This is a genomic window from Streptomyces sp. NPDC040410 (assembly GCF_055595715.1).
Window position 1 is genome coordinate 82,140 of the sequence record NZ_JBVIVK010000005.1, and the last position, 26,083, is coordinate 108,222.

General features: G+C 68.7%; 28 protein-coding genes and 2 pseudogenes. 3 read left to right on the forward strand and 27 right to left on the reverse strand.

Annotated features, from left to right (window positions below; translation table 11 throughout):
- Positions 1 to 5: 5 nt before the first annotated feature.
- On the reverse strand, positions 6 to 4,157 hold the full coding sequence (locus ACZ562_RS12595; RefSeq protein WP_471177084.1) for an nSTAND1 domain-containing NTPase: 4,152 nt from the start codon (positions 4,155 to 4,157) through the stop codon (positions 6 to 8).
- A 3-nt stretch (positions 4,158 to 4,160) separates the two neighbouring features.
- A complete protein-coding gene (locus tag ACZ562_RS12600; protein ID WP_471177087.1) occupies positions 4,161 to 4,616 on the reverse strand; it encodes a CU044_2847 family protein in 456 nt (151 codons plus the stop codon).
- Positions 4,617 to 4,758: 142 nt separating this feature from the next.
- Here ACZ562_RS12600 and ACZ562_RS12605 point away from each other — a divergent pair.
- Together ACZ562_RS12605 and ACZ562_RS12610 are read left to right on the forward strand one after the other, a co-directional pair.
- Positions 4,759 to 4,953 (forward strand): annotated as a pseudogene (locus tag ACZ562_RS12605) (sulfite exporter TauE/SafE family protein); the annotation flags it as partial.
- A 118-nt stretch (positions 4,954 to 5,071) separates the two neighbouring features.
- Entirely contained in the window at positions 5,072 to 5,368 is a 297-nt protein-coding gene (locus tag ACZ562_RS12610; RefSeq protein WP_471177089.1) for a hypothetical protein, read from the forward strand.
- Between the two features lie 532 nt (positions 5,369 to 5,900).
- Here the strand turns inward: ACZ562_RS12610 and ACZ562_RS12615 are convergent.
- Positions 5,901 to 6,047 (reverse strand): hypothetical protein, encoded by a 147-nt coding sequence (locus ACZ562_RS12615; RefSeq protein ID WP_471177092.1) that lies wholly within the window; start codon positions 6,045 to 6,047, stop codon positions 5,901 to 5,903.
- A 479-nt stretch (positions 6,048 to 6,526) separates the two neighbouring features.
- Here ACZ562_RS12615 and ACZ562_RS12620 point away from each other — a divergent pair.
- A pseudogene (locus ACZ562_RS12620) lies at positions 6,527 to 6,866 on the forward strand (arsenate reductase/protein-tyrosine-phosphatase family protein); the annotation flags it as partial.
- 1,015 nt (positions 6,867 to 7,881) lie between these two features.
- On the opposite strand, the gene ACZ562_RS12625 reads toward ACZ562_RS12620, so the two are convergent.
- The 24 genes from ACZ562_RS12625 to ACZ562_RS12740 all read right to left on the reverse strand — a co-directional run bounded on the left by ACZ562_RS12625 (position 7,882) and on the right by ACZ562_RS12740 (position 26,041).
- Positions 7,882 to 8,469 (reverse strand): DUF6349 family protein, encoded by a 588-nt coding sequence (locus ACZ562_RS12625; RefSeq protein WP_471177094.1) that lies wholly within the window; start codon positions 8,467 to 8,469, stop codon positions 7,882 to 7,884.
- A 57-nt stretch (positions 8,470 to 8,526) separates the two neighbouring features.
- Positions 8,527 to 9,621: a DUF4192 domain-containing protein gene (locus ACZ562_RS12630; protein ID WP_471177097.1), complete on the reverse strand. Its 1,095-nt coding sequence runs from the start codon at positions 9,619 to 9,621 to the stop codon at positions 8,527 to 8,529.
- A 42-nt stretch (positions 9,622 to 9,663) separates the two neighbouring features.
- A complete protein-coding gene (locus ACZ562_RS12635) occupies positions 9,664 to 10,728 on the reverse strand; it encodes a DUF4192 domain-containing protein (protein ID WP_471177099.1) in 1,065 nt (354 codons plus the stop codon).
- Positions 10,725 to 11,246: a hypothetical protein gene (locus ACZ562_RS12640; RefSeq protein WP_471177101.1), complete on the reverse strand. Its 522-nt coding sequence runs from the start codon at positions 11,244 to 11,246 to the stop codon at positions 10,725 to 10,727. The genes ACZ562_RS12635 and ACZ562_RS12640 overlap by 4 nt, the downstream gene beginning before the upstream one ends.
- The gene (locus tag ACZ562_RS12645) at positions 11,243 to 12,238 is read right to left on the reverse strand and encodes an N-6 DNA methylase (protein WP_471177104.1); all 996 of its coding nucleotides are present in this window, start codon (positions 12,236 to 12,238) and stop codon (positions 11,243 to 11,245) included. The genes ACZ562_RS12640 and ACZ562_RS12645 overlap by 4 nt, the downstream gene beginning before the upstream one ends.
- A gap of 92 nt (positions 12,239 to 12,330) precedes the next feature.
- Positions 12,331 to 12,633: a hypothetical protein gene (locus tag ACZ562_RS12650; RefSeq protein WP_471177106.1), complete on the reverse strand. Its 303-nt coding sequence runs from the start codon at positions 12,631 to 12,633 to the stop codon at positions 12,331 to 12,333.
- 59 nt (positions 12,634 to 12,692) lie between these two features.
- Complete coding sequence (locus ACZ562_RS12655) at positions 12,693 to 13,331, reverse strand: hypothetical protein (protein WP_471177109.1); 639 nt, start codon at positions 13,329 to 13,331, stop codon at positions 12,693 to 12,695.
- A gap of 184 nt (positions 13,332 to 13,515) precedes the next feature.
- A complete protein-coding gene (locus tag ACZ562_RS12660; protein ID WP_471177112.1) occupies positions 13,516 to 14,145 on the reverse strand; it encodes a hypothetical protein in 630 nt (209 codons plus the stop codon).
- Positions 14,142 to 14,969, reverse strand: coding sequence for a phosphoadenosine phosphosulfate reductase domain-containing protein (locus ACZ562_RS12665; protein ID WP_471177114.1), 828 nt, complete (start codon positions 14,967 to 14,969; stop codon positions 14,142 to 14,144). The genes ACZ562_RS12660 and ACZ562_RS12665 overlap by 4 nt, the downstream gene beginning before the upstream one ends.
- On the reverse strand, positions 14,966 to 15,466 hold the full coding sequence (locus ACZ562_RS12670) for a hypothetical protein (protein WP_471177117.1): 501 nt from the start codon (positions 15,464 to 15,466) through the stop codon (positions 14,966 to 14,968). Before ACZ562_RS12670 ends, ACZ562_RS12665 begins: the two co-directional genes overlap by 4 nt.
- A 62-nt stretch (positions 15,467 to 15,528) precedes the next feature.
- Positions 15,529 to 15,870, reverse strand: a complete 342-nt coding sequence (locus ACZ562_RS12675) for an HU family DNA-binding protein (protein ID WP_471177120.1) — start codon at positions 15,868 to 15,870, stop codon at positions 15,529 to 15,531.
- Between the two features lie 160 nt (positions 15,871 to 16,030).
- The gene (locus tag ACZ562_RS12680) at positions 16,031 to 16,843 is read right to left on the reverse strand and encodes a hypothetical protein (RefSeq protein ID WP_471177123.1); all 813 of its coding nucleotides are present in this window, start codon (positions 16,841 to 16,843) and stop codon (positions 16,031 to 16,033) included.
- 33 nt (positions 16,844 to 16,876) lie between these two features.
- Positions 16,877 to 17,290 carry a hypothetical protein gene (locus ACZ562_RS12685; RefSeq protein WP_471177126.1) on the reverse strand — a complete coding sequence of 138 codons (414 nt, stop codon included), beginning with the start codon at positions 17,288 to 17,290 and terminating at the stop codon, positions 16,877 to 16,879.
- Positions 17,291 to 17,309: 19 nt separating this feature from the next.
- A complete protein-coding gene (locus ACZ562_RS12690) occupies positions 17,310 to 18,047 on the reverse strand; it encodes a hypothetical protein (RefSeq protein WP_471177128.1) in 738 nt (245 codons plus the stop codon).
- A 34-nt stretch (positions 18,048 to 18,081) separates the two neighbouring features.
- A complete protein-coding gene (locus ACZ562_RS12695; protein WP_471177130.1) occupies positions 18,082 to 19,584 on the reverse strand; it encodes a DNA cytosine methyltransferase in 1,503 nt (500 codons plus the stop codon).
- A 208-nt stretch (positions 19,585 to 19,792) separates the two neighbouring features.
- The gene (locus ACZ562_RS12700; protein WP_471177133.1) at positions 19,793 to 20,452 is read right to left on the reverse strand and encodes a hypothetical protein; all 660 of its coding nucleotides are present in this window, start codon (positions 20,450 to 20,452) and stop codon (positions 19,793 to 19,795) included.
- Positions 20,453 to 20,539: 87 nt separating this feature from the next.
- Positions 20,540 to 20,818 carry a hypothetical protein gene (locus tag ACZ562_RS12705; RefSeq protein ID WP_471177135.1) on the reverse strand — a complete coding sequence of 93 codons (279 nt, stop codon included), beginning with the start codon at positions 20,816 to 20,818 and terminating at the stop codon, positions 20,540 to 20,542.
- Positions 20,819 to 20,894: 76 nt separating this feature from the next.
- On the reverse strand, positions 20,895 to 21,836 hold the full coding sequence (locus ACZ562_RS12710) for a helix-turn-helix domain-containing protein (RefSeq protein WP_471177138.1): 942 nt from the start codon (positions 21,834 to 21,836) through the stop codon (positions 20,895 to 20,897).
- A gap of 88 nt (positions 21,837 to 21,924) precedes the next feature.
- Positions 21,925 to 23,079 (reverse strand): PD-(D/E)XK nuclease family protein, encoded by a 1,155-nt coding sequence (locus ACZ562_RS12715; RefSeq protein ID WP_471177140.1) that lies wholly within the window; start codon positions 23,077 to 23,079, stop codon positions 21,925 to 21,927.
- A gap of 54 nt (positions 23,080 to 23,133) precedes the next feature.
- Positions 23,134 to 24,111: a phage recombination protein Bet gene (bet, locus tag ACZ562_RS12720; RefSeq protein WP_471177143.1), complete on the reverse strand. Its 978-nt coding sequence runs from the start codon at positions 24,109 to 24,111 to the stop codon at positions 23,134 to 23,136.
- Between the two features lie 15 nt (positions 24,112 to 24,126).
- On the reverse strand, positions 24,127 to 24,471 hold the full coding sequence (locus ACZ562_RS12725) for a hypothetical protein (RefSeq protein WP_471177146.1): 345 nt from the start codon (positions 24,469 to 24,471) through the stop codon (positions 24,127 to 24,129).
- Positions 24,472 to 24,575: 104 nt separating this feature from the next.
- On the reverse strand, positions 24,576 to 24,779 hold the full coding sequence (locus tag ACZ562_RS12730) for a hypothetical protein (RefSeq protein WP_471177148.1): 204 nt from the start codon (positions 24,777 to 24,779) through the stop codon (positions 24,576 to 24,578).
- A gap of 87 nt (positions 24,780 to 24,866) precedes the next feature.
- Entirely contained in the window at positions 24,867 to 25,436 is a 570-nt protein-coding gene (locus ACZ562_RS12735; RefSeq protein ID WP_471177150.1) for a hypothetical protein, read from the reverse strand.
- Positions 25,437 to 25,591: 155 nt separating this feature from the next.
- On the reverse strand, positions 25,592 to 26,041 hold the full coding sequence (locus ACZ562_RS12740) for a hypothetical protein (protein ID WP_471177152.1): 450 nt from the start codon (positions 26,039 to 26,041) through the stop codon (positions 25,592 to 25,594).
- Positions 26,042 to 26,083: the final 42 nt, after the last annotated feature.

The following is a 26,083-nucleotide window of genomic DNA, read 5'->3' on the forward strand; positions in this document are numbered from 1 at the left end:
GGCGATCAGCCTGACGGACATGCCCTGCCAGCCGATTGTCCTGGCAGAAAAGCCGTTCGTTCGTCCGCAGTCAGATCGCGGTTTACGTTCCGGCAGATGGCGCGGATTGCGGCATCGGGCTCAGGTAGGACCGAGTCCCACAACCGTGCGGTTTGGTCGGAACTGCCAGTGGCGAGGAGGCGCTTGTCGGGGCTGAAGGCGACAGACCACACCCAGTCTGCATGGCCAGTGAAGGTGGTGAGGGCCCTGCCTGTGGTTACGTCCCACAGCCGTGCCGTGCGGTCTTTACTGCCGGTGGCGAGTGTGCGTCCCTCTGGGCTGAACGCTACCGAGGTCACGGCGTCCGCGTGGCCTGTGAGGGTGGATCGGATCTTCCCAGTGGCAACGTCCCACAACCGTGCGGTCTTGTCAGAGCTAGCGGTGGCAAGAGTATGTCCGTCTGGACTGAATGCCACCGAGTTCACTGCGTCCGTGTGGCCCGTCAGCGTGGATCGGGGTTTCCCAGTTACCGCGTCCCTCAATAGCACGGTGTTGTCAGAGCTGCCGATGGCGAGGATGCGTCCGTCTGGACTGAAGGCGACGGAAGTCGCCGAGAAGCCCGCCCCATGGCTTACAACAAGCGTGGTGCGGACGTGACCGGTGGAGAGGTCCCACAGCCGTACCGTCTCGTCATTGGCACAGGTGGCGAGGGTGCGTCCGTCGGGGCTGAACGCCACTGAGGTCACTCCAGCAGTGTGGCCTGTGAGCCTAGATCGCGTCTCCCCAGTGGCCACGTCCCACAACCGCACTGTCTTGTCAGAGCTGGCTGTGGCGAGTGTGTGTCCGTCCGGCGCAAACTGCACGGCCCAAACCGCATCCGTATGGCCGGTGAGGGTGGATCGAGTCTTGCCCGTCTTCGGGTCCCACAATCGGGCCGTGCGGTCATCGCTGGCGCTGGCGAGGGTGCGCCCGTCAGGGCTGAACGCCACTGACCCCACCGGACCGGTGTGGCCTGTGAGTGTGGCACCGGTCCTGCCGGTGGTTGCATTCCACAGCCACGCGGTTCGGTCATCGCTGGCGGTAGCAAGGGTGCGCCCGTCAGGGCTGAACGCCACGGCCTCTACCGCGCCCGTGTGGCCGGTAAAGGTGGCTCGGGCATTGCCAGTGGCCACATCCCACAACCGGGCGGTTTGGTCGGCGCTGCCAGTGGCAAGAGTGCGCCCGTCAGGGCTGAAGGCGACCGCCCACGCCTGATCGGTGTGGCCGACGAGCGTTTTACGGCCCTTGCCAGTGGCCACGTCCCACAACCGGGCTGTCCGATCAGAGCTGCCGGTGGCGAGTGTGCGACCGTCTGGACTGAACTTCACGGCCCAAACAGCATCCGTGTGGCCGGCGAGGGTGGATCGAGTCTTGCCCGTCTTCGGGTCCCACAATCGGGCCGTGCGGTCCCTACTGGCGGTGGCGAGAGTGCGCCCGTCAGAGCTGAACGCCACCGAGTACACCCAGTCGGCGTGGCCAGTGATGATGGTGCGGATCTTGCCAGTGGCCACGTCCCACAACCGGGCCGTGCGGTCCTTGCTGGCGGTGGCGAGGGTGCGCCCGTCAGGGCTGAAAGTGACCCAGTTGACCCAATTGGCGTGACCAGTGAGGATGCTGCGGGTCTTGCCCGTCGCCACGTCCCACAACCGGGCCGTGTTGTCAGTGCTGCCGGTGGCGAGGGTGCTCCCGTCAGGGCTGAACGCCACCGACCACACAGCATCCTTGTGTCCGGTGAGGACGGTGCGGGTCTTACCCGTTGTCACGTCCCACAGCCGTACCGTGTTGTCAGTGCTGGCGGTGGCGAGGGTGCGCCCGTCAGGGCTGTAGGCCACAGAGAAGATTTCGCCTTTGTGGCCGACCAGACGCCGGTGCAGCGGGAGGGTTGCGGCGTCCCGCAGACTCGCAACGGCTTCGGGAGTATGGCTCGTGCGGTACGCATGGATGGCCAGCAGTGATGCCAGATCAGGGTTTTTGTCGATGAGCGTGTTTGATTCCGCAGCAAGTTGCCGGGACAAACTAGCTTGTCGTTCGGCTTCGGCTGTCCGCCACTGCCACAACGCTCCGGCTACGGCAACGAGTGCGAGAGCCAGCACGGTGGCGAGGATGATATTGATACGCCTACTGCGCCGGATGACCGCCTGTTGGCGCTGCTTGCTGGCAGCGAGGAAGGCTGTGAGGTCGAATGGCAGGCGGCGCTTGCGTGACCATTCGAGGCCTTCTGCAAGTGCTGTCCCACCGAGCAGGTCTCCCGGGTCGGATGTTGCGACCCAACGGGCATACCGATCGCGGGTGCGGTTGAGCCATCCTTGGAATCGGCGATCTTGGCTGACCCACTCGCGCAGTGTGCCCCAGTCACGGATAAGGGCGTCGTGAATCAGCTCGGCCACCGGTTGGCCGACAGGGGCGTCGGAGCGTTCCGGGGCGTTCAGTGTTTGGGTGGTGATAATGCGCTGGTGCGCAAGGGCGGCGACGACGTCGTTGACGGTCTTGCCGCTGCTCGCGTCATCGGGATCGGTCGCCAGTTCGTACAGCTCATCGAGACGGACCTGCGCCCGCACCGCGGGTACGTTACGGACTGGGTCAGCCGGATGCACTAGGGAAGTCAAGATCATCCTCGCAACAGGCCTTTGCTCGGGGGCCAGTTCATTGAGGGCGGTGTCGCACCAGTTGGTAAGGCTCCCGCTGACCGCTCCGATGCGGCGGTAGGCCTCATGGGTGAGGTACCCGTCGCGGCGCCTATCCCATAACTGGCTGAGTGTCAGTTCCAGCAACGGCAGCACGGTTACCGATGCTCGGTGCCCTGTGGCTGCCTCGGAGTTAGTGACCAGGACATCGGTGACAATCTGCTCCGGCAGTCCAGGTTGGAATTGCAGTCCCACATCATGGGCGGGCAGGGTGATGATGTCGTGCAGGTCCTGCTTGCTCAAAATGGCCGGCACGTTCAGGAGGCCGGGCATTGCGGCTTCCAGCAGCTTGGGGGTCAAGGCGGCCAGCTGGGGGTAGAAGTCATCCCGCATGACCAGGATCACGCTGAGCTCGGCCGGCGAATCGACCGCAGTGGTGATCGCCTCCGCGGCGGCCAGACGGTCCTGCTGGCCGGGCTCGGTCAGAAACTCCTCGAACTGGTCGATGATCAACAGAATGCGCTCGTAGGCGGGTTCGGCCGCGAGTTTGCGGCCGACCGCTGCGGCGATCCCGTAAGTGGCGACCTCGGGCAGTCCGGCGCGCTCGATTTCCCTCAGCAGGTCCTGTCGCGGCCTTACCAGGACTGGAAGCCACCGGTCGCTGCCCGGCAACGCGCCCGCCGCCAACGCACTCAGCACTCCTGCTTGGATCAAGGACGACTTGCCCGAGCCAGATGGACCGAGCAGCAAGGTGAGTCGCCGCTGACGGGCCAGGTTCGCAACGACCTGCCGGACTGAATCCTTGCGGCCTTCGAACCAGCGGGCTTGTTCGGCGGTGAACGGCTCCAGTCCCAGGTAGGGGCACACATCCTGCACCGCCAGTTCCGGCAGGGTTTCCCGGAGCACCTGCGTCGGAGTGACGTAGGCGATGCCCTGTCCCCGTTCGTACGCGTCCGGGGCGGCGATCTCGGTGAGCATGCCAATGACGAGACCGGTTACCTCGTCAAGGACAGGTGCACCGCTGAAGCCGGTAGTGAGGTCGTTGGCTGCGGTCAGCTGCAGGTGTGGTCCCTCTCCCTTGGCAGCCGGCAGTAGATCGCCGGCGACCCCGAAGCCGAAGTGTCCCTGTGGTGGGGCTTGCGCGGGGAAGCCGAAGGAGCGCACTTGGTGGCCGCGGCAACCTGCGGCGGAGCCCAGCGCCAACGGCCACATGTCGGCCGACGTGCTATCCAGACGGATAACGGCAAGGTCGTCCTGCTCGGGAGCACGCCATCGTTCGTTCAGGACGTGTCCCTCTGCCTGGCGCCCACCCTCCAGATGGGGGAAGGCCAGCTGCACGGTCTGCCCGGGACCAGCTGCCGCTGCCTGCACGACGTGCGCACAGGTGACCAAGAGGCGCTCAGCGACCAGGAACCCCGCCCCAGCCACCCTCCCGTCAGGTGCGAGGATCTGGGCCACGGCAGCGGGCAGCTCCGTCGCCGTGTTGTCGCCTGGCTGATGATCGGCGCTGTTCACGGATCAGCCCAAATTTTCGTCTGTGTGCGGTTGACCGGTGTCGTTCTTCTTCCACACCAAGGTCACCCGCAGATGGCAGCCGGCCTGGCTTCTGGTGATCACCGCGCCGACTTCGGCGGCGAGGTCAATACCGAACTCGACTGTGATCTCCGCCGGTCGGGCCTTGCGCAGTTGGTCGAGTGCGGCACAGGCCGCCTCCGTGATCGGCTCCAGAGCCCCCTGCAAAGTCCCCGGGAGCTCATGGATGGCATCGCCGATGCGACCGGCCTTCACCGGCCCCTCCAACGCGGCCGCCGGGTCCTCGAGCAGAATGTAGTTCCCGCCCTCCAGCGATATCCGAGCCAGGGCTGCCATACCGCCCCCTTCGACGTCGACGGCCGTGAACGTGCCTGTTCCCTCTTCCTCGGCCAGCTTTACCCTCCAGGGCATATGCGGCAGCCCTGAGTAGGCCGTAAGCATGAGAGCGTCTGCCTGCGCTCAAGATCTGCCGCCAGTTGGCTCAGGCACCGCCCTCTTCGCCGTACCACGTGACCCACTGGAAGATCGCCCGCTGGACCTGCTCGACGAGTACGCCTTCGAGGCCGGGCAGGACGGCGGACAACCGGCAATGAGTGACTCCGACGTACTGCCGAAGTCCGGGGCCGGCCCCGGCACCCTCCTGCGCTACTGGCGAGCCGGGCGCCTGGGAGGACCACTGGCCCGCCTGCTCATCTCGGGTACCGTGCCCGGCGTCGTCATCGGCGCAGTGATCCGGGTCTTCGCCGTTCCGCGCCCTGGCCTTCCACCTTCGGGCTGGTCGTGGGAGTGATCGGTAGCAAGAGATCGTCTGCCTGTGGCCGGTTCGAGCGAATCAGGACGCCGGGACGCTGTGGCCTCCTTCGCTCCGAAGCAGGGTTGGACGGAAGGAGCTCCTGGTGGTGGACGTGTTGACGTGGGTGATGCAGCGGCGACTGGTGCTGGCCGACCGTGCCGAGCGGCTGCGGAAGGAACTCGCCGACCTGGACGTGGAGGTCGCGCGGCTGGAGGCAGTGGATGTGGTGTTCGGGCAGTTCGCCGACGCCCAGAGGGCCGGGCAGGCCGACGACCCAGCCATGGTCGGGGAGTTCAAGAGGGTCGCGACCGCGCCGGGGGCGGATGGGATGCTGCTGGTCCCGCACCGCGAGGACGCGATGGGCACCAGCCGCTGCCTGCGGACTGCTAAGCGATCATAAAGATCGTGGCCGCGGTGGGCCAGGCCGCCTGGCTTGACTGTCGGCACCGCAGCCACGCCTGGGTGGAAACCGAGATCCGCGACAGCAAGGCCGAGGGCCTCAACCGCTTCCCCTCGCGCTGGATGCGCGTCAACCGGGCAGGCCTCACTGGCACCGCAATCGCAGCCGACCTGCGCTGCTGGCACCAATTCCTCACCTGCACAGGCGACATGGCCAAACTCCGAAGACCCTGCACTACCGCTTCCTGCACGTGCGCGCCGTGATCGTGCTTGGCCAGCGCCGCCGAAGACTGAAGACCCCCGCAAGCTGGCCCTGAGCCGAGCAGATCGTCACCGCGTTCCGCAGCCCGTGGGCCCTGCCCCACCCGACCTGACCCCACCACCCCACCAGCGCCGAGAGGAGGCCCCCGCAGCACCCCCAGCCCCGTGGAAGCCGGCGCCACCAGCGCGACAGCCGACGCGCACCTCTACCTGACAACGCTCGGCGGATAGGATAGAAGCGACATCACGGGCACAAAATCAACCGATAGCGGTCATGAACGATTGAGGCCGGGACGTCCTTCCTGCGCGGAGGTGGTCAACTCCATCATCGCCCGCGAGTAGGTGTCCCCGTCGATCTCGCCGTCCTGATACTGGCGCATCAGCTCGTCGACTGCAGCCTTTAGTTCTGCCCGGTCCATCTCTGTCTCCCGATATGTTGGATTCGGTGGCGTCCTCAGTCAGGCAACTCATCTTCGACGTGGCCGCCCGGCTTGGTGGGATTGGGGCTTTGATCGGCGTGGACTCGGGCTATGAGTCCATTTCGTCCTCGGCCTCGCACCAATGATCTCCGCCATGCTCGGGCTCCAGGCGGCAGCGCACCCCTCCCAGTTTGCGTCGGCCGTATGGGAAGTACAGGGCGTCGCACCAATTGTCCGATTCAGCCATGTGCATCCCCTCCTCTCGCTGGCGCCTGATGGACGCCGTCACCCTGCTCGCCATCTGGAGAGTGCCTGTCATCCGTCCGCCGAGTACGGCGTCGAAGTCTGTCGGGAGGTCAAGAGACCTGATCCTTCTTCACGATCATTCCACAGTTGGAGCACTTCAGTTGGTTGGTCGCGTACGGCTGCTCAGCTCCATGCGGATCACCTGAACCTCCCTTTCTGCAAACACCAGCACCATCCGCTCGATCACCTACGAAGGAAGAACCGATGTCCTCCAGCCCGCTCGCCTCGCGGGCGACCGGATCGAGGTCCGCTCCGCCGGCTCCATCCCGGGCGACCAGCTCAACCCGGCCGCGGTCGAGGCCATGAAGGAAGTCGGCGTCGACATCGCCGACGCCAAGCCGAAGATCCTCACCACCGAGGCTGTCCAGACGTCCGACTACGTGATCACCATGGGCTGCGGCGACGCCTGCCCGATCTTCCCCGGCAAGTAGTACCTCGACTGGGCCCTCGAAAGACCCAGCCAGCAAGGGCGTCGAGTCCGTCCGCCCGTTCCGCGACAAGATCAAGACCCGCACCCCCTTCGTCGATGGCTCGCTGACCACGACCACCGAAGTCGAGAACTCCCGGCTACCTCGGCGTCCGCCTCCAACCGTTCCTACCCGAAACCGCGCTCCGGATCCTGCGGGGCACCCTCGCCACCGGCGTCGGCGCGCCACGCCTCTGGGGGACCGCATCACAGCGTGAGCGACGGCGGCCCCGCGGTCGAGCCACTCATCGGAACACCTGGGCCGTTTCAGTTCGGGCAGTTTCCGTCCGCACGCACCAGCCCCTCACGTCCTGGTGCCGGTGCGATCAGGCTCCTCGAAGCTGTGGTCGAATCCGGTAGGCAGCCCCGGCCGGAGGCCTTCCGGGCGCGGAACAAAGAGCCTGCGGACGGGGCCGACGGACCCCACTGAAACCCCGCGTCCCCAACACGTCCCCACGATCATGAAAATGAGGTCGCGGAGATGTTGCCGGCTCGTCGGATCAAGCTCCGCTCGTCAGCATTCCCGCAGGTCAGCGCGAGGTCTACCCAGCGAGGGAGCAAGATCCTCACCCCGCTCCGAACTCGCGAGCAGCGGATTCAGTCCGTTCAGCGAAAGTTGACGCTCCAACACCTCGCGAGGAACGTTTCCGCAGGTCAGAGGCCTGCACAGGTGGGGCGGGTGGGACTCGAACCCACGGCCGACGGATTATGAGTCCTTTTCGGATCTTCCGATCGCTCCCGGATCTTGCCCCGATCTTCCCATATTCGCTGGTCAGCGACCTGCAACCGTTCTAGCCGCGCGCCGACCTTCCTGATCCTTCCGGGTCCTTCCGTCCCCTGACTGTCCCCTGGTAGCCCTCCGAGGGCTCTCCCCCTGGCAGCGCATCGGGGTGCTTGGCCGCATCTACGCAGGTCGCGCAGTACGGGCAGTCGAGGAATTGAACTCACACGCAGCGGATTGCCTTACCGGCGAAGCGGGCTCTCGCCCCCTGTGCCCGGGGGTGGAGCGGAGCGGCTTCTTGCAGGTCAGCCGGTAATTCAGCGTAGCGCGGATTCCTCCGTTCACGCCGTCTCCGTACGTCCGAGGTCGGGGAACGGCAGTGCGTCGGCAATCGCTATCACCGAGGCGGTCGCATTCGGTGGCTGGACGGCCAGGTCGTAGCCGCCTCCAGGTGCTGCGCCGGGCTTATGCCGCTTATCGATTCCCGTGCGGACTGTGCGGATGGGGCCGCCGCGGTCGAACCAGCCGTCCGGGTAGAGGTGCTGGACGTGGGTGAGCCAGTGCCGGCCTCCGCGTTCGGGTACCGCAGTCAGCTCACGCCAGCCGCGGTGGCTGTGGTCGTGGGCGTCCTCGACGGCCTCGTCCGTACGGCGACGGTCGGGACCCTCCCAGGCGCATCCGAGGCAGGCTCCGCGGTGGAGGTAGGGCCAGGTCTCGCCGGAGCCGTCGGGCGCTGGTTGCTCCCAGGAGCGGACGAGAGCGGTGGGCTGGTGGCTGGCGGTCGGCTCGGGCGGGGTGCGGTGGGTGAATCCGGGGTGCCCCCAGTCGATGCGCCAGATGGGGCGGGAGTTCTTGGCCTTGTCCCAGAACTGGGGCAGGTAGGCGGTGTGGCGGGCGACGGCGCCGACGGGTTCGGGCGGTGTGCTCATTGGTCGAGGCTTTCGGGGCGGGGTGGCCCCGGCTGTGGGCCGGGCCCACCGGGGCGGTCAGGGCGTGGTGTCGGTCTCGTCGTCCGTGAGGGATTCGGCGTTGACTTCGCGGTTGACCTTCATCAGTTCCTGCGGGTCCGTCCCGTTGTTGAGCGCGGCGTGGAGGACTTTGGCCATGCGGTTGCCGTTGTCGGTGGTGAGCGCGTCTTTGAACGCGATGCGGGCGGTGATCTTGTCGCCTTGGCGCCAGGCGATCCATCCGAGGAGGGTGAGCAGCGGTGGTGCCTTGTCGGTGTGCGGGGGTACGCAGCGTCGGGCGAGGTAGGAGTACAGGCTGCGTGCGTGAGGGAGGTCGTCGTCTTCGCTGTGGGTGAGGATGGCTTGGTCGCAGGCCTTGGTGTCTTGCAGGCCGACGATGATCCTGGCGGCGACCTCGTCGTCCAGGCGGACGTTGCCGTTTCGGGTGTCCTTGAGGGCGCCGTTGAGGATTCTGGCGGTGCCTTCTCGTGCGAGGCTCTGGCCCAGGCATGTCTGGGTCTGTTCGTGGAGGTCGGCGGCTACGGCGTCCAGTGCTTCGCGGTAGCGCGTCGCGTTCGTTGTGATGGGGCGGAACTCGCTGGCGATCTCGCTCGTGCGTCGTCCCGGTGTGATGCCGAGGCGGATGAGTCCGGCGGTGAGGCTGTCGGGGGCGTCCAGTGCGGGGAGCGGTTGGCCTTCGCAGCAGTGGGGGCGGGGGCATTGGTAGGCCCACCAGCGGTCGTTGACGAGGCCGATGATCTCGTGGATCCGGACCCCGTAGTCCTTGAGGGTGCAGGCGATGCGGTCGGCGGCCGGGCGGAGCTGGGCGGCGATGTACTCGGCGGTCTGTCCGGGGCGAGGGTCGCGGCAGAGGTAGATGGTGATCGTGTTCAGGATGTGTCCGCGCTGCCGCATGACGTCGATGAAGTGGTGGGCGAAGGCGTCGGCCACGTCGGTCCAGGTTGCCGGGTCTTCGAGGAGTTGGACGGTCATGGTGGGGCCGTCGAAGAAGTCCACGCCGGTGTGGCTGTGCACGATGATGCTGTCCTCGGGCCGGTGGTTGAGGAGGAACGGCAGGAGTTCGGCGATCTGGGCGGGGCCGCCGATGCTGAGTGGGGGTATCGGGATGTTCACTGGTGGCGTCCGTATTCCGTCGTGGTGGGTGGCCTCGGGCTGCTAGATGCCGGCGAGGCGTTCGGTTCGGGCTTGGCGTGCGACGGCGAGCCACTCTCGGGAGTCCTCACCGTCGATGGTCGCGAGGTGGATGCCGGTGGCCAGCTCGTAGTCGGGGTCGGTGGTGATGGCCTGGCGGAGCGCGAGGCGGGCGGTGATGAGGTCGTCTTGGCGCCAGGCGACGAACGCCAGCAGAGTGAGGATTGGGACTGCTTCGCTGGTGAACGGGGTGTCGCAGTGGCGTGCGAGGTAGGCCCACAGCCGTCGGGCATGAGGGAGGTCGTCGTCTTCCGCGAAGGCCATGCCGCCTTCCACGGCTCCGTCGTCTTGCAGGCCGACGATGAGTCGCGCGGTGAGCCCGCGACCGAGCTCGGTGTCTCCCTCTTGGAATCGGCGCATCGCGGTGTCGATGTGCTCCTGCGTGGTGGCGAGCGCGGTGTCCTGGCCGAGCTGGGTCTTGCACTGCTTGTTGAAGCTGACGGCCATGGCGTCGAGGACTTTGAGGAAGTCGCGGTCGACGGCGGGCTGGAACTCCTTGACGATGTCGCGGGTGCGGGGGCCCGGAGTGCGGCCGAGGCGGGCCATCTGCGCGGTGATGCTGGTGGGGTCGTCTGCCGAGGGCAGCGTTTCGCCCTCGCAGCATCCTTCCTTGGGGCACTCGAACGCCCACCAGCGGTTGGCGACGAGTCCGAGCGTTTGGAGAACGGTGGCGCGATGCTCGTGCAGCGTGTCGGTGAGCTGGGCTGCGAGGGGTTCCAGGAGCGCGGCGGTGTCCCAGGGGGTCTGGCCAGGGCGCGGCTCGCGGCACAGGTAGATGATCACGCCCTGGTCGGGGTTGTGTCCCTGGGCGTGGGCGTGGTGGACGAAGGTGCAGGCGGCTGCCTTGACGGCCTGCTGCCATTCGGCGGGGTCGTCGGGCAGGGGGCTCGTCATGGTCGGGCCGTCGTGGAAGTTCGGGCCTGGGGCGTGGAAGGCGATGCTGTCGTCGGGGTAGTGGCCCAGGAGGTACGGCAGGATCTGGGCGAGGTTGCCCAGGCTGGTCACCTGGATCGTGTTGTCGGTGCTCACGTCTGGGTCTCTTCTTTCTGTGGGGTCTGCCCGATGCGGGCAGGTGGGGGCGGGGCGGCGATGCCGCGTGGCTTGTTCGTCAGGGCGGGGAGCAGCCGCTCGCGTACGAGGGCGCCGAGATCGGTGGCGAGGGCCTTGCTGGTACGTGTGTTGAGGACGGCGTGCCAGGTGCGGCCGGGTTGGAGTCGGGCGTCGCGGGCGGCTTGCGCTTCGGCCTGCTCGGCGGCGGTTGCGCCGTCGGGGATCGGCGGCAGGTCGGGGCCTGCGGTGATCCAGGTCTGGATGGCGAGGCCGCCGGGCTGGACGCGAAGGCCGAGGCGGTGGCCGTCGGGGTGGAGGTAGGCGGCTTTGCGGTCGGGGGTGTCGGTCTCCTCCTTGAGCCAGGGCGGGTCGAGGTTGGGGGCGAACTGGTCGAGTGGCGGCACGTTGATCTCGTCGCGGGGCCCGGCGAAGGACGGGCGTCGGCGGCGGGCGGTGGGGGTAGTGCCGGGCCGGGTGAAGTCGTTGGGCTCGGTCACGCGACTGCGGTCTCGACTTCGTCGAGGAGAGCGAAGGCCCGGCGCCAAGCGACGATGGTTTGCGCGGTGTCCACGTAGCGGTCGCGTTGCTCGAAGGCTTCTTTGGCTTCGGTGCGGGTCTTGGCGTAGTCGTCCTCGGGGGCCAGGGAGTCGGCGCAGCCAATGAGGCAGCGCGGGCCGAGGTCCCAGACGATCGCGTTGACGGCTGCGCACCCGGCGGACAACGCGTCGATATCGTTGCCGTACCAGTGGAAGTCGTGGGGGTTGAGGCCGAGGTCGCGCAGGCGCTGGGCGACGGAGCGGAACATCGTGCCGGAGCCGACGGCGGGTTCGCGGAAGGACATGCCCGGCTTCGCGAAGTCCTTGTCGACGGTCATGTTGGCCATCAGGTCGGTGATGCACGCCGGCGTGTGGTACTCGCCGCGCCACTTCTTGTCGCTCTTGTGCCGGAGGCCGGTGAGCAGGGGGCTGAGGACGTCGGCCTCGGAGCGTTGCCAGGGGTCGTCGTATCCGGTGAGGTCGAGTAGGCCGGTATTGATGGCGGCGCGGGTGACGGCGTGGACGGCGCGGAGCTGCTGTTTGTCGGGGTCGGGGTTCCAGGCCCAGTCGTGCAGTCGTATCGCGCGGTTGATGAGGTCGGGGCGGTTGATCCAGTGGCCGAGGTAGATCTCCTTGAACAGCTGCGGGAGTTGTTCGGGCGTGAGGTTGAGAATCCAGTCGGCCAGGCCGGGCTTGTTGCGCACCAGGCAGAGCGCGGCGACGGTGCCGAGGGGGACGTCGATGCTGCTGCCGCCGAAGCTCTGGTACCAGGCTTCGAGGACGTTCTCCGCGATCTTGCGGGCGTGGTCGTGGGGGTCGCGCGGAGCGAAGTAGCGGCGGGCGGTGATCTTGCCGGTGGTGGCCTTGGACTTGGGCGGGGGCTTCTTCGCCCACGACGGTGCGGGCCGTTCGGTGGCCTGGGTCGCGGCGCGGGGCATGAAGTCGTCGGACATGGCTGCGGATTCCTTTCTGCGGGCGCGCATGGGGCCGCCCCGGTGCGCGGGGTGCGCGGCCGGGGCGGCGGTGGTGCTGTGTGGGGTGTGGGTCAGCCGGTCTGCTGGAGGGTGGTGAGGGTGGCGGCGAGGCCGCGGACCTCGATCGCGAAGGCGGCTTGGTGGTGTCCGGCCTGGCGCAGGCCGCTGATGAGGAACATCAGGGCCGCTTCGTCGGCGTCCATGTCGCTGGTGAGCTCGTCGAAGCTGAGGTGGCGCAGCTCTTCGGGGCGGTGCTCGAAGCCGACGCGCAGGGTGTCTTCGATGTCGGCCAGGGTTGCGGTGGTCTGCGCCTCGGTGAGGGCGAGGAGCGCGGACCAGGACTTCAAGGTGGCGTCGTCCACGGGGAGTTTCATGGGCTGGGGCCTTTCGGGAAGGCCGTGCCCGGCCGCGCCGCGGCCGGGCACGGGCGGGGTCAGGAGGTCGGGCGGGTGGGGAAGGGGTTGTGCTGGTGGTCGGGGTGGCAGGCGGCGTACAGGCCGCCGGGGAGGCGTTCGGTGATGACGCCCCATCCGGCCCAGCGCATGACGGCGAGGTAGCCGAGGTCTCCGCCCGCGAAGCCGGTGCGGGCCTTGGCGTCGGGGTCGGGGGCGATGAACACGAAGCCGGGCAGTTCGCCGGTGTCGTCGGGCAGGACCTGGAAGCCGGGGCGCAGTTCGTGGATGCCGTCGGTGTGGATGGGCGGGAGGCCGGCGGAGGTGAGGATGCGCACGGCGTCCTGGACGCGCGGGTCGTCGTGGTGCTCTGGCACTGCGCCGATGCCGGTGTGGATGGGTGCCTGGTGCGGGGTCCTGCCGACGCTGGCCTTGAAGATGTCCATGAGGAGCAGGGCGTCGTCACGGCGTCCGGCGCGGCGCATCGCGATGTTGGCGACGATGGCGATGGAGTGCCGGTCGTGGGTGAACATGCGGCGGAACTGCTCGACGGTCATGCCGGTGGTGGCCTGGACGTGGTTGAAGGAGCGGTGTGCCACGCGCAGGGCCTCGGCGACGTGGTGGGGTTCGAGTCCTATCTGTTTGGCGAGTTCGAGGACTCCGGGCGAGTAGTCGGTCATTTGGGTCTCCAAGAGGAACGTGCGCGCATGGGTGCGCCCCCGGCGGTGAGGCCGGGGGCGCGCGCTGTCGTGGTGTGAGGTTCGGGTGTCTTGCCCCGATTCCCTTACTTATATCTTAATGGCAAATACCCAGAACTCAAGTTTTGCACCGGAATTCCCTTTCAATTCCGAATTCCCATTTCCTCTAATTCGCGGCGACGGGAATGAGGTCGGGCCAGCGGACGGCCTCCAGCGCACGGCGGTGCGAGTCGGGCACGGGCACCGTCGGGTAGCCGAGCCAGTCCAGGCCCATCGCCGCGAGGATCGTGGCGTCGGCCTGGTCGTAGCGGCCCGGCCCTTCGCACTCGACGCCGTACCGCTCGACGGCCACCGAGCGCACCATCCCCTTCGCGACCCGGGAGCGGTCCTTCTTCGGCCACTCCTGGGCGGGGTTGGCCCGGCCGGTCGCGTAGATCGTGCGCCCGTGCGGGGTCACGACGGCGTACGGGATGCGGTGACGCCACAGGTACTGCGTGACCAGCCACCACAGTCCGGCCAACTCGTGGTGCCCGGCCTGCCCGCCCTGGGCGTACGCCGCACCCTCGACCACCACCAGGTCCGCGCCGTCCTGCACGCTCAGCGCCACGGCCGACACCAGCCAGTCCAGCCGTTCGTGGCTGCGGCGGCGGCCGGGCCGGTAGGCGAACGCCCAGTTCGTTCCGGCGATACCCGTCGAGGTGAGCGAGAGGTCGAGGCCGACGACGCGGGGCTGCCACTGCCCGGCGTCCTGGACGCTGGGCAGGGTCACCGGGGCGCTCTGGAGCTCGGCGGTCAAGCGGCACCGCCCGTCCGCCGGATGACGTCGGCCATCGACAGCTCGCGCCGGAACGGGACGCCCATCTCCTCCTCCAGGTCGGCGTACTCGCGCGCCAGTTCGGGGCGGAGCCCGGCCGCGCACGTCAGGTCCGGGACGGAGGCGAGCACGCACAGGCTGCACGAGAGCCGCGACATGCCGGCGTCGTACGCCCAGTGGTAGGGCAGCCCGCGGTCCCGGATGCGCTGCCACACCTCGGCGGTGCTCCAGCGCAGCACCGGGTACCACTGGGTCACGGTGCGCCGCCCGTTGCTGGCCCGGTGGTCGGCTTCGACGGCGGGATGCCGGGCGCGGGCGCGGGACTCCTCCGCCCTGAACCCCATGACGTGCACGATCCGCGCGGGACGGCCCGAGATCCCGAGGGCGTTCACCTGCTCGGTCATGAACCGGTGTGCCACGCCCCTTTTCTCCGAGGTGCAGAACCGGGTCGCGAGGTGCGGGAACTGGCCGCGTGCCCGGATGCGGTGGAACAGGGACGGCCACTTCGCCATGCGGCGGACCTCGAACGGAAGGCTGTAGTGGGCCGCCTGGCGGCGCGCCAGGTCCAGCGTCCCGGGCCACTCCACGGTGTGGCCGCGCGGGGTGCGGCCGAGGTCGATGTGCAGGACGACGATGCGGTCACGGACCCCGGCCTCGTCAGCCAGGCGTACGGCCTCGTCCATCGCGACGATGCTGTCCTTGCCGCCGCTGTTGCTGATGACGATGCGGTCGGCGCGGGAGAGGTCGGGAACCGGCTCGGGGCCGCGCACGGCTTGTGCGCTGACCAGTTCGATCTGGGCGCTCATCGGCCACCCTCGCCGGTTGCCGCACGGTGCTTGGTGATGAGCCGGTCAGCTTCGGCCGTAGCCACAACCTTGCGCCGGTGGACCCACTCGCCGTCGTAGCTCCCTGCCGGGCCCCACAGATACCAGCCGGTGTCGTGGTAGCCGTCGCGGGGATTCCTCAGCCGGTAGCCCAGCTCCCACCAGCCATCACGCCAGCGCCACAGGCGCTTGGCGTCTCCCTCGTCCACCCAGCCGGCACGCTCGGCCAGGGCCTGCAGGCGCGCCACTTCGGTGCGCAGCATCCCGGCCTCCGCCGCAGCGTCCAGGTCCTGGGGAGCGGTACGCGCGACCGCTTCAGCCGAGGAGGCGGGGCGGCCGGAGGGCAGGCCGAGCTGAAGTACGGCTTCGTCCCGCTGACGGGCGACGCGCCTCAGCAAGTGGGCAGCGCCCTGCGCGCCGTGGTTCTCCAGCCACTTCGCGGTGGCATCGATCTCGACACCTACGGATCGGTCGTTCATCTGTCGAACTCCTTCGGCGGGGCCGCCCCGGCGCGCGCCGGGGCAGCCCCGCTGTGCGGCGGTTACGGGCGGGCGGCCTTGGTGGTCTTGGGGTCCTTCTGGATGCAGTTGCCGGACTCCGGCATCGCCCGGCGGCCTGCGACGAGGTCCTTGAACCGGGCGCCGGGCCGGAACTTCACGGCCCGGCTCGGGCCGACCTCGATGGGCTCCCCCGTCTGCGGGTTGCGCCGGGTGCGGGCCGGGCGCTCCTCGGGCGTGAGGCTGCCGAAGCCGGTGACGGAGACGACCTCACCGGCGGTGACGGCGCGGACCATGGCATCCAGCGCGGTCTCCACGGCGAGCGTCGCCTGTGCGCGGTTGCCGGTGGCCTGGGCCACGACGTTGATGAGCTGGGCCTTGTTCATGGTTGGTTCCTCTCGGATCGCTGTTTGAGTCGCGGGAGTTGAGGGGTGAGCGCGCCACGCTGCGGGCAGCGGCCTCAGTCCGAAGCCGGGGTCCGTGTCCTGGTCGTCTGCCGGAGCGCGGGCACTCCTTGCGTAATTCACGAATGGCACCTATCTCGGGTCAGCGGGGAATCTGGACGAGGAACTCCCCGACCGCGAGCACCGCGGAGATCGGCAGGACGACGGCCGCGTAGTCGGCGGTGACCATCTGCGGCTCCTCGCCGGGGCGCGGCCGGGCGGTCACCACCCACTCCGTGCCCGTGGCGTCCACGTACCGTCCCCCCACCTCGAGGAGGAAGCCGTTGTGGAGGAACAGGCGGGTACGCAGCGACGAGGCCCACCCGTCGTCCGGCACGGGACCATCCGAGCGGTGCGGGATCTGGAGGCCGAGGAAATCGGGCCCGGCCGTCACGAGGGTGCCGATGGCCCCCAGGGAGCGGAACTCGATCGCCTCACCGGTCTCTGCCGCGCTCTGCCACAGGGCGAGGTCGTCGGCGCTGAGCTGCACGGGGCGGCCGGAGACCGAGGCGTATTCGCGGGCGTCGAGCACGAGGCGCAGCCCGGTGCGCCAGGGCAGCAGCCGGGCGGTCTGGGAGGCTGCGGGGACCGTGATCTGTGCGGGGCCTTCGGTGAACCTGAGCTGCTGGTGGCCGCTGGCCGTGATGTGTTCGACGGTGACGGTGTCGGACGAGTCGAGCCAGCCGCGCAGGGCTGCGGCGTCGTCGTAGCCCAGGCGTGCGGTCCATTCGTCTCCCGCGACCGCAGTGCGGGCGACGGCCAGGGTCCGCTCGCTGCGCCCGATGGCGTGCAGGTGGCGGGGGGTGCTGTCGAGGATGAGGACGTCGAGGTCGTGGCTGTCGTTGTCCGCCGCGCGGCGGTGCGGGGCGGCCTGGTCGAGGATGGCCGCCAGGCGGGTGGCCTTGATGGTGAACATGGTCTTTCTCCGCAGGAGTTGTAGGGGTGGTGATCAGGGGTTGGCGGCGCGCTTGCGGGCCCGGCGGACCTGTTGGGCGAGCCGTCCGGCTTCCCGGCACCGGTCGCAGGCACGTTCCCCGCGCCGGTTGTGGGCTCGGGCACCGGCTTCGGTGCCGTGCCGGATCGGGCGCCGCCGTCTGCTCTCACGCAGTTCGGCGGGCCGGGCGCCTTCGCAGGTCGCGAGGACCATCCCGTTGCGCCAGAACCGCCCGCCGCACACGCCGTCGAACCGGCATGTCCTCGGCAGGACGAGATCGATGCACTGCGACCGAAGGGGGCAGTCCTGGCAGATGGCCAGGAGGGACAGGACGCGCGGCGTCGTCGGAGCGAGGTGCACCGTCGCCTTGGACGTGAAGCGGGTGTCCCCTGCGCAAGGGGCCTCAACAGCCCACCCGTTGCCGCTCATCTGCTCCTCCTCCCGTGCGTTAGGCGGTCGGCGGCAGCGGCATCAGGTGCACCTGGTCGCTGGTGCTGATGGCGTGCGGGTGGATGTAGTCGCCGGGCAGCGGCATCAGGTGCCGGTCGGCCAGGGCGGGAAGGGCGAGTATCTGGCCCAGCAGCCGGGTCAGCGCGGTGTCGCAGGTGGACGACCACCGCGGGCGCGGGCTGCGCAGCGGTGTGCCGTCGTCGGCGACGCCTTCGAGGACCTCGATGATCCGCCCGCCGGCGCGGCCGTCGACCACGATCGCGGTGGCCTCCGGGTGGTGCTCGCGGACCAGCTCGGCCACGCTGGCGGCGCGGTCGGGCGGGGGCAGCTCCAGAAGCCACGAGTTTCCGTCGCTGGCCGAGTTGCGGTGGACCGACGCCCATGCCGGGGAGGCGTAGGGCGCGAGCGCGGTCTGCAGGTCGGATTCGATCTGGTCCGCGATGTAGTCCAGGGGATGCTCGTCGGGCTCGTCGGTGCCCTCGCGGTTGGACCACAGTTCCGGGCAGGTGCCCAGCGGGCTGGGTTGCTCGCCCAGCACGCCGTGCAGGTCGAGGGTGCGCGAGCCGTAGTAGGCGAAGTTCGCGTAGACCGCGTCGGGGCAGGCGGCGCGGATCTTCGCGGTGATGTGGTCGAGTACGGCGATGCAGTGCGCCTGCTCGATTCGGTGGGCGTGGGCCTCCAGTTCCTCGCGCTGTGCGGCGAGGATGGCCAGCTGGTCGTGTGCTGCCGGTGTCATGGCAGGGGTGTCCTCTCTCTTCTTCGGGGTGGGGTCAGGCCAGGACGCGCTTGAGGCGCTCGCCGAGCCAGTGGGCGACGTTCACCGACACGGCGTTGCCGGCCTGTTCGGTCTGGGCGGCCTTGGTGCCGACGACCTCGTACGTCTCGGGGAACCGCTGCGCGCTCAGCTGCTCGCGGGGCTGGAGCATGCGGAAGTAGCAGTCCTCGATGGCCGGGGCGCTGCGCACGATCGCCGCCGAGTCGCGGGTGGACAGCGTGTGCAGGGGCTCAGCCGCGGTCTTCACGGTGTTGCCCTTGCGGTAGGGGATGACGAGGGTGTTGCGCGCCCGGTCGCCGCCGATCCCGTCGGGCACCACCAGGCCGTGGTGGCGGGCGGTGGCGAGCGTGGAGAGCGGGTTGTCGATCGGCGCGGCGTCGCAGTTGTTGCGGTACTCGACGATGAACGGCGCCGGGTCGACGGTGACCAGGGCCTCGCTCTCGCGGGTCAGGCGGGTGCGCATCGGGGCGTCGACCGTCGCGGCGGTGTCGTTCCAGGAGCCGCCGACCGGCACCAGCAGCGCCTCACCGAGCTTGGCCGTACGGGTCGGCATCGGCCGGACCCTGGGGTCGAAGGCCCGGTCGGTGCCGTCCTGGCCATGGGTGAGGGTGATGACGCTGGGCGAATACGCGAACTTGGCCAGGCCCTTCCCGATGCGCTGCATCGTGGTGGGCGCGAGCGGCTTGGTGCGGTCACCGATCCGACTGCCGATGTCGTCCCACAGGATGATGTCGGAGGCGGGACGGACGTACGGCTCGACCACGGCGCGCCCGCACCGGGTGTTGGGGCAGCGGTAGTTGTATTCCTGCTGGTACTTGCCGACGCGGACCTTCGCGTCGAACCAGCTCTGGCGGGCCTTGACGTCCCGTCCGCACTCGACGCAGTACGCGAGGGGGCGTGGCGCCAGGTCGGGACGGCGTACGCCTTCGAGTGTGAACACCACGTAGATGCGATCGCGCCACTGAGCGGCATAGGGATTGGTCTCGGAGCCGACGTGGGCAGAGGAGACGGAGACGATCTGGACGCGGTAGCCGAGCTTCTTCATCGCCCTGATCCACTCGGGGAACAGGATCCAGTCGGTGATGAACTCGGTGACGTTCTCGACCACGACGCAGGGGAACCGCTTGGCCTCGGCAGCGCGCAGGACGCACCAGGCCGTCACCCTCGTCTTCTCGAAGGCTTCGGGCGGCAGTTCGCGCCACTGCTCCTCTTCCTCGAACAGGGCTTCCTGCGTCGGGTTGGGTGCGCGCTTCTTCCCGCCGGCGGGGCTGAGCTCGGTGCAGATGACCGAGGCCCACAGCACCAGGGCCTTCGGGAGCCAGCGCATGGGGTAGTTCTGGATATCGGCGCAACGCGCCGCTGCCTTCGGATGGTTGAGCTCGAAGGTGTCGATCGCGGTCTGCCAGTGGTTGATGCCGAGGATCGGCTCGAACCCGGCTTCGAGCAGACCTTGGCCGTCTCCTCCCGCTCCGCAGAGCAGGTGGATAGATCGGGGCACGGGCGTGGGTCTCCAAGAGGTGGGGCCGCCCGGCCCGGTGAGGCCGGGCGGCCCGTGGTCAGGACTGGTCGAAGGCGCGTAGCGCGCGGTGGTGGCGGCTGTCCTCGATGCCGAGGGCCGTGAAGGCCCCCAGGCCGAGGGCGCACACGATCAGCAGCCAGATCACCGCTCGGCGCTCCGTAAGGGGCGCGGTGCGCGGCGCGGCCGGTCAGTCATCGATGCGCGGGGCCGGGGACACCGCGAGGGGTGCGGTGTCGTCGACAAGCGTGATGCGGGCGACGACGACATGGCCAACGCGCTCGAAGAGGGACATCGGGTAGCCGTCCGGCTCGGGGCGCTCCCACACCTGCCGGTAGCCGTCCTGGGTGACCAGGTGCCGCTTCCACTCGAAGTAGCGGGCAACAGCCGTGCCCGGCGCTTCGCTGCCCGCGGTCTGGTTGTGGTTGGCCCCGTACGGCGCGCTGTAGGTCCCCGAGAGCATCAGCCGCTTCGTGGTCTTGGGGACGTCGATCTCGTCGATGCGGACGAACATCGGGATGAGGCTGTTGCCGTGGTGCGCCTGTGCGCAGTCCGGGGTGGAGTCGTAGATCACGCTGTGCCGGGACGGGGTCTCGATGTTCTGCCGCAGGACGCTCCAGCCGGTCACTTCGGCCGGGTCGACGGGAAGGGAGTGCTCCGAGGCGATGATCAGCTCGGTGCCGTCTCCGAGGTCGGCGCGGACGTGGTACTCGCCGCCGCAGATCTCGATGTCGGTGACCCAGCCGTTGTGGCGCAGCGGGGCGATGACGTGGCGGTAGCCGTGGAACAGGTTGAGCCACAGCGGGTCGTTGAGACGGTTGTGGTCGGGCAGTGCCGCGAGGGCGGTCATGTGGTCTCCAAGAGGGGTGTGTGCGGCGGGCGCACAGTAAGTGCGCCCGCCATTGAAAAATGCCACCTATTTCAGGTGGCGCGAATGTCAGGCAGTGATCAGTTCGCTGCGGGCGAGGACCTGCACGGACCACATCCGGGCGCCGCGCGTGACGACGCAGCCGATCGGGCGCCCCTGGTGGGGCAGGACGAAGCCGCTGCCGCCCTCCTCCCTGCTCAGGTCGTCCACGAGCTCGCGCACGCCGACCTCGGCGCACTCGATCGAGCAGTACAGGTGGCCGCCGAGGCGCGGGGCGCAGTGGGGGCCGTGGATTACTTCGGCCACGACGACGTAGGCGTCGGGAGCCGGGGCGAGTTGGACAGTCACAGATGGCCTCCAAGAGGTTGGCGAGTTCGGCCACTTCCGAACTCTTACTTATATCTTAATGGCAGATACCGGGGCGTCAATGTTGTCGATCTCGTGAACGCGCTTGGTTCCTACGGGCGTTGGCGCCCTTCTCCCGCCCCATACGGGCCAGGTCGCGCACACGCTGGCGGGCCATCTCCAGTGCCTGCGGGTCCGTCTCCGCCACACGCCGCTCCTGCTCGGCGAAGAAGTCCTGTAGCCAGTCCCGCTGGCTGCGGTGCTCGCGGTCGGCAGCCTCGCGCCGTGCCTCCTCACGCCCGGCACGCGGATTCGTGCCGCACCCCCGGCAGTTCCTCACCGGCTCGGCATGCTTCGGGCAGCCCGCCTGCTGTTGCGCTCCGTGCCCGGCCCTCGGCTCCCCTGCGGCGCCAGCCGTGGGGGTAGGGGGGTTAGGAAGAGAAGAGGAAGAAGGAGGAAGAGAAGGGGTTTCCCCGGGGGAACCCGCTCGGTTTCCCTGGGGCAACCCACTGGGTTCCCCTGCGGCAACCCTGCCCGGAGCGGATCCAGGGTTCCCCTGGGGCAACCCTGCCTCCGAAGCGGCGTCGGCGACAGTGCTCGCCTCTCTCCTCGCCGCAACGTCCTCTTGCGTGCGAGCCGCCGCCGACGGCTTCCGGCGCCCCGCCTTCCGTGCCAGTCGGGGGTTCTTCGGGGCACGCTGCGCCGCACGGCGGCGCTCGATCAGCTCCTCCGTCGAAGGGATGGGAGGCACGCCGTAGGGGAACACCCGGTACTCGGCCCGGAGGCCGACCCGGCCGATGGTGACCCGCTCGACCAGACCGAGCCCGACCAGCTCCGTGACGACCGTGATGACCCGCTTCTCCCCCACGCCGGCCCAGGCCATCATGCGCTCCAGGCCCGGCCGGGCAAGCCGCGTCTGGTCATCGGCCGAGTCTGCGATCTTCATGAGGACCTGCTTTTGCGTCTGGTTGATCACCTCCTTCGGCAAGTAGGCGGCCACCACCATCAGTTGGATGCTCACCGGCACCTCTCCGTCGTTGCGTACGCTTCCCGCCGCGCTGGGGCGAGGGCGGGGCGCACGTCGGCCCTGCCCCCGCCAGGTGGCGCGATCAGGGCTTCTTGCTGGCGGTGACGTTGATGCTGACCGCGGTCCGCCGGTCGTGGTCGAGGCGCGTGGGCACCGGGATGCCTACTTCCTTGAGCGTCGCCTTCATGACCGATGCGTCCGGCACCATCGGCACCTCAAGTCCCGCGCGGCGATACAGCGCGACCATCGCCTCGACGTCATCGGTCTTTGTCGGATTGCCGCCGCTCCACTTCAGGGCGTTGTCGCCGTAGACGCCGGGCTCGGAGCCATCGAGCTTGGCGCGCAGGAGCTTCTGACGGTCCTTGAGCGGCTTCATCTGCTCGGAAACCTCGACGTACTCGGCCAGCGCCTTGGCGCGGTCCTCGTCGTCGTGGATGAGCTGGCTCTGCGGGGAGCGCCCGGCGACGAGCGGGCCCCAGCACGCGGTGCGGAACGGGCAGTGATCGCAGATCGCTGAGATTCCTGGGCCCTGGAATGTGCGCGGCAGCTCCTCCGGTGTGGAGGCTGCGCGCACCTGCTGGACCCACCAGCGGGCGCGCCGGGCACGCTCGGCCTCGTAGGCGATCTCCTGAACGTGGTCGTCGCCGTTGTCCCGGTTGACGAACCGGAAGCGGATTCGGGCGACCGGCACCGGCCCCAGACGGGCGAGCTGGCGCTGCCCGTTGACGCTGGCGAACCCCTCGCTGCCGAGAAGGTCGGCGTACAGGTACACCTGCCGCAGCTCGGCCTCGCTCGCCCCGTACCGCAGGACGCTGTCCCATTGGTAGGTGCTCTTCGTTTTCACGTCCTCAACCGTCGTCTGCGCGGCGGGGAGCGTGGGGCGCAGCCGCTTCGGGAGCCGGGACGCGGTCGTGGCGTCAAGCTGGACGGCGTCGATGTGGCCCCGGACGGTCTGGTCCTCGACGCGGCGTTCGATGAGCCAGCCGTACTCCTCGCGGGCGGCGTCGAGGATCCCGGCGTGCAGCCAGGTACCCAGGATCGCCTTGCGCTTCTCGCCGCCGTCGGTCGGGGTGCGGCCGTGCAAGAGGTATCCGGCACGGCGTGCGCACACGGTATCGCTGGCGCCGAGCTTGGTCTGCTGGGAGCGGGGACGGCGTGCGTCCGCCGCGTGTGCAGCGGGCCACAGGCTGACGGGCCGCTCGGGCGCGATGGCCAGGGTGGTCACGATGGTCTCCAAGAGGATCGAGGGTGCCGCCCGCCGCCGGCAGGCGGCACCCGGGGACGACTGGGGTCAGGAGGCAGCGCGGCGGGGCTGGGCCTGCTTGCGGGGCTTGCGCCTGGGCGGGGCCGCGTCCTGCTCAGCCTCCGCATCGACCGCAGGGACAGGAGCCGCCTTCTTCGCAGACCGCGCCCGCTTCTTCGGCTCGGGCTTGTCCGCGTCCTTGTCGGCCGTGGTCGCGGCGGCGTCGGCGGGCTCGCCGTTCGCGTCGACGCTGGAGCCCTGTCCGGCTTCGAGCCCGGCGGCCTCCCGCAGACGTCGGGTCGCCTCTTCGCCTTCGCGGACGACTGCTTCGGCGTCCGCCCGCTCCATCTCCTCATCCGCATACACGCCGGACAGGTCCTGCGGCGCGGCCATGCGCAGCGCGCCGGCCTCGGCACATTTGCGGAGCATGTGAGCGGGCATCTGCTGCCACATCTTCGCCACGACGTAGGAGCCCGACTTGCGGTCGTAGTACGTCGGGGCGAACTCGTCCCAGCGGGCGATCATGGGGAACCGGCTGCTGCCGCGCAGGACGGTGACCTTGACCGCGGCCGGATACGCCTTCGACAGCCAGACCTCGTGGGCGTTGCCCTCGGAGTCGTAGTAGACGGTGTCCTCGTAGGAGATGGACTCCCCGGCCTTCGCTGCCGCCCGGTGGCCGACGGTGCGGAAGCCGTCGATGCCGGTCTGGATGGTCCAGGTCTTCTCGGGCTCGTCGGGGTTGTCGGCGGCCTTCCAGTTGGTGCGGCCGATCATGTAGATCTGCCGCGCGAACGGATCGAGGCCGGTCCGCACGCAGTAGTGGAAGAACATCGCCAAGTGCCCGCGTGGGGCGTTGGCCAAGCCGGGGCTGACCAGGGCGAGCGTCGAGAGCTGTTTGTGGTCGAACTCTTCCTGGTCGGCGCGCAGGACGATGGCACTCGGCCGGATGACCGGGCTGGCCGTCGGGGCCTTTTCGACCACCGTGCCCTCAACGGCCGCGGGCACAGCAGGTTGTTCGTCGGTCACGATCTCTCCAAGAGGTCAGTCGGTCCGCAAGCTGCGGACCTCGAATGCGCCCGCCCAGTCGGGGTGGCGCTCGATGAGCAGCCGGACGTACCGGCTGCGGAAGTTGTTGTTGAGGCGGAACTCGTCGCCCTCGGTCGCCGTGACATAGCGCCAGCGCAGGACCTCGAAGAGCATCCCGATGCCGACGCGGCTCGCGCCGTGCTTCAAGTAGTCGGCGGTCAGGGCTTCCAGGGCACGGAGCACCCAGGGGTTGAGCTGGTGGAACGACTCGAACTGGGCCTGGATCGACGGCGCGGTGCCCTCGGGCTGCCGCACGGTGTGGAAGACCAGGCCCGGAATCTGCTCCTGGACGTCTGCCATACCCACCCCCGATGACGGAATTTAAGAATGTCACCTATCTTGGAGGCTGGAGGTCAGATGATCAACCCCACCGCGATCAGGGGCGACTTCAGTCCCGACTCAGGTCAGGCGGAAGCCTGCTCGGCCTCATCCTCCATGCGCGCCTCACGCGCCTCATTGACCTGTGAGACATCCCGGAGGACTCGGACGGCGATGTTGGAATCGGGATTCTTGAGGACGTAGAGCAACAGGGCGCTCTCGACGATCAGAGTCTCACTGGGCTCCATGACGGCGACGTCGCCGTCGCCCGGCGCGGACAGGAACTGCACTGCTGCCTCCTTGGTGGATTGCCGCCCCGTGAAGGGGATTACCTATATCTTAATAGCAATTCGGGGCAAAGTACAGGTTTGCGCAGGTCAGGGGGCCTTTCGTGCGTGACGGCCTCGGGTGAAGACCTGGCTGCCGGGCCCGTCGTACGTGCCCTCCCGCAGAGCGGCGACGACCCCCTCATCCACGTCCCACGGCAGACTCCGCGCGCTCTCACGCAGAGCCGGCACAGCCTCGAGAACGGTGTCCAGCATCCAGAGCATCGAACCGGACAGCAGCCAGTCGCTCGCCGGGAACCGCCCCGTCGCGATCGTCGTGGCGAGAGTTCCCTGCGAGGGCAGGTGGAACATCTCGATGATCTCCTGCTGGCCCACGATCGCAGGCAGCTCGTCGCCCAGATCCGCCTCCCAGCCCTGCCCCTGTTCGGCGATGATCCGGGCCTTGGCGTCGAAATCGACCTGCCGGAACCGCTTGGTGGTCGTCCCGAACCGGGCGGCGAAGCCCAGCGGCCAGTAGCGCACCCCGCTAACAACGAGCGCGGTCGACGGGTCCAGAATGCGGCGGCTCGCCGCCAGCCACTGCGAGATCATCATGGGATCGACGCGATACAGCGCGGCGAACTCCTGGTGCCCGACCAGATACGGCTTACGCCGACTCATCCCCGTCCTCCGCTGTCCGTCCTGAATGCAGTGGGCAGCGTAGCCGCAACGGCGTGCCTGCCTACGCGGCGGTCGCTGCTATGGTGGCGGCGGTCTTTCTCCAAGAGGACCAAACGGCCCCCGCTTCGGCGGGGGCCGTGTGCGTTTGCGCGCCGCTAGGCGGACTTCTCTTCGTGTCCGTCATCGGCAGGAGTGCCGGGCCTGACCATGTCCCGCTCCTTCAGCTGGCGTGTGAACCGAAGGGCGTGCACGCTGCCCCCGCCCGTCGCCGCACGGAAGGCAGCCCCCACGCGTTCCCGGCTCAGCCGCCGCCCGTCCAGCATGAACAGGGGCCCGCTGGTGCGCGTCCCGATCAGCTCACGCAACAGCCCTGCCGCCGACGCAGTGACACCCGCCTCGAAGACGCCGCCCTCCTTGGACTCACGGATGACCACCAGGCGATCATCCAACTCGGCATCCGGCACATCGAGCGCCAGGACCTCGTCCAGCCGGACTTCGGACTCGCGCAGCAGTTGCCACACCGCGCGGACGGCGGCCGGTACCGCCTGATCCGCGAGCGCGGTATCCACCTCCAGATCGGTGACGAGCAGATATGTCGTATCCATCGAGACCCCCAGGCCGCAGGAAAACAGTGCGCCCGCACGCTA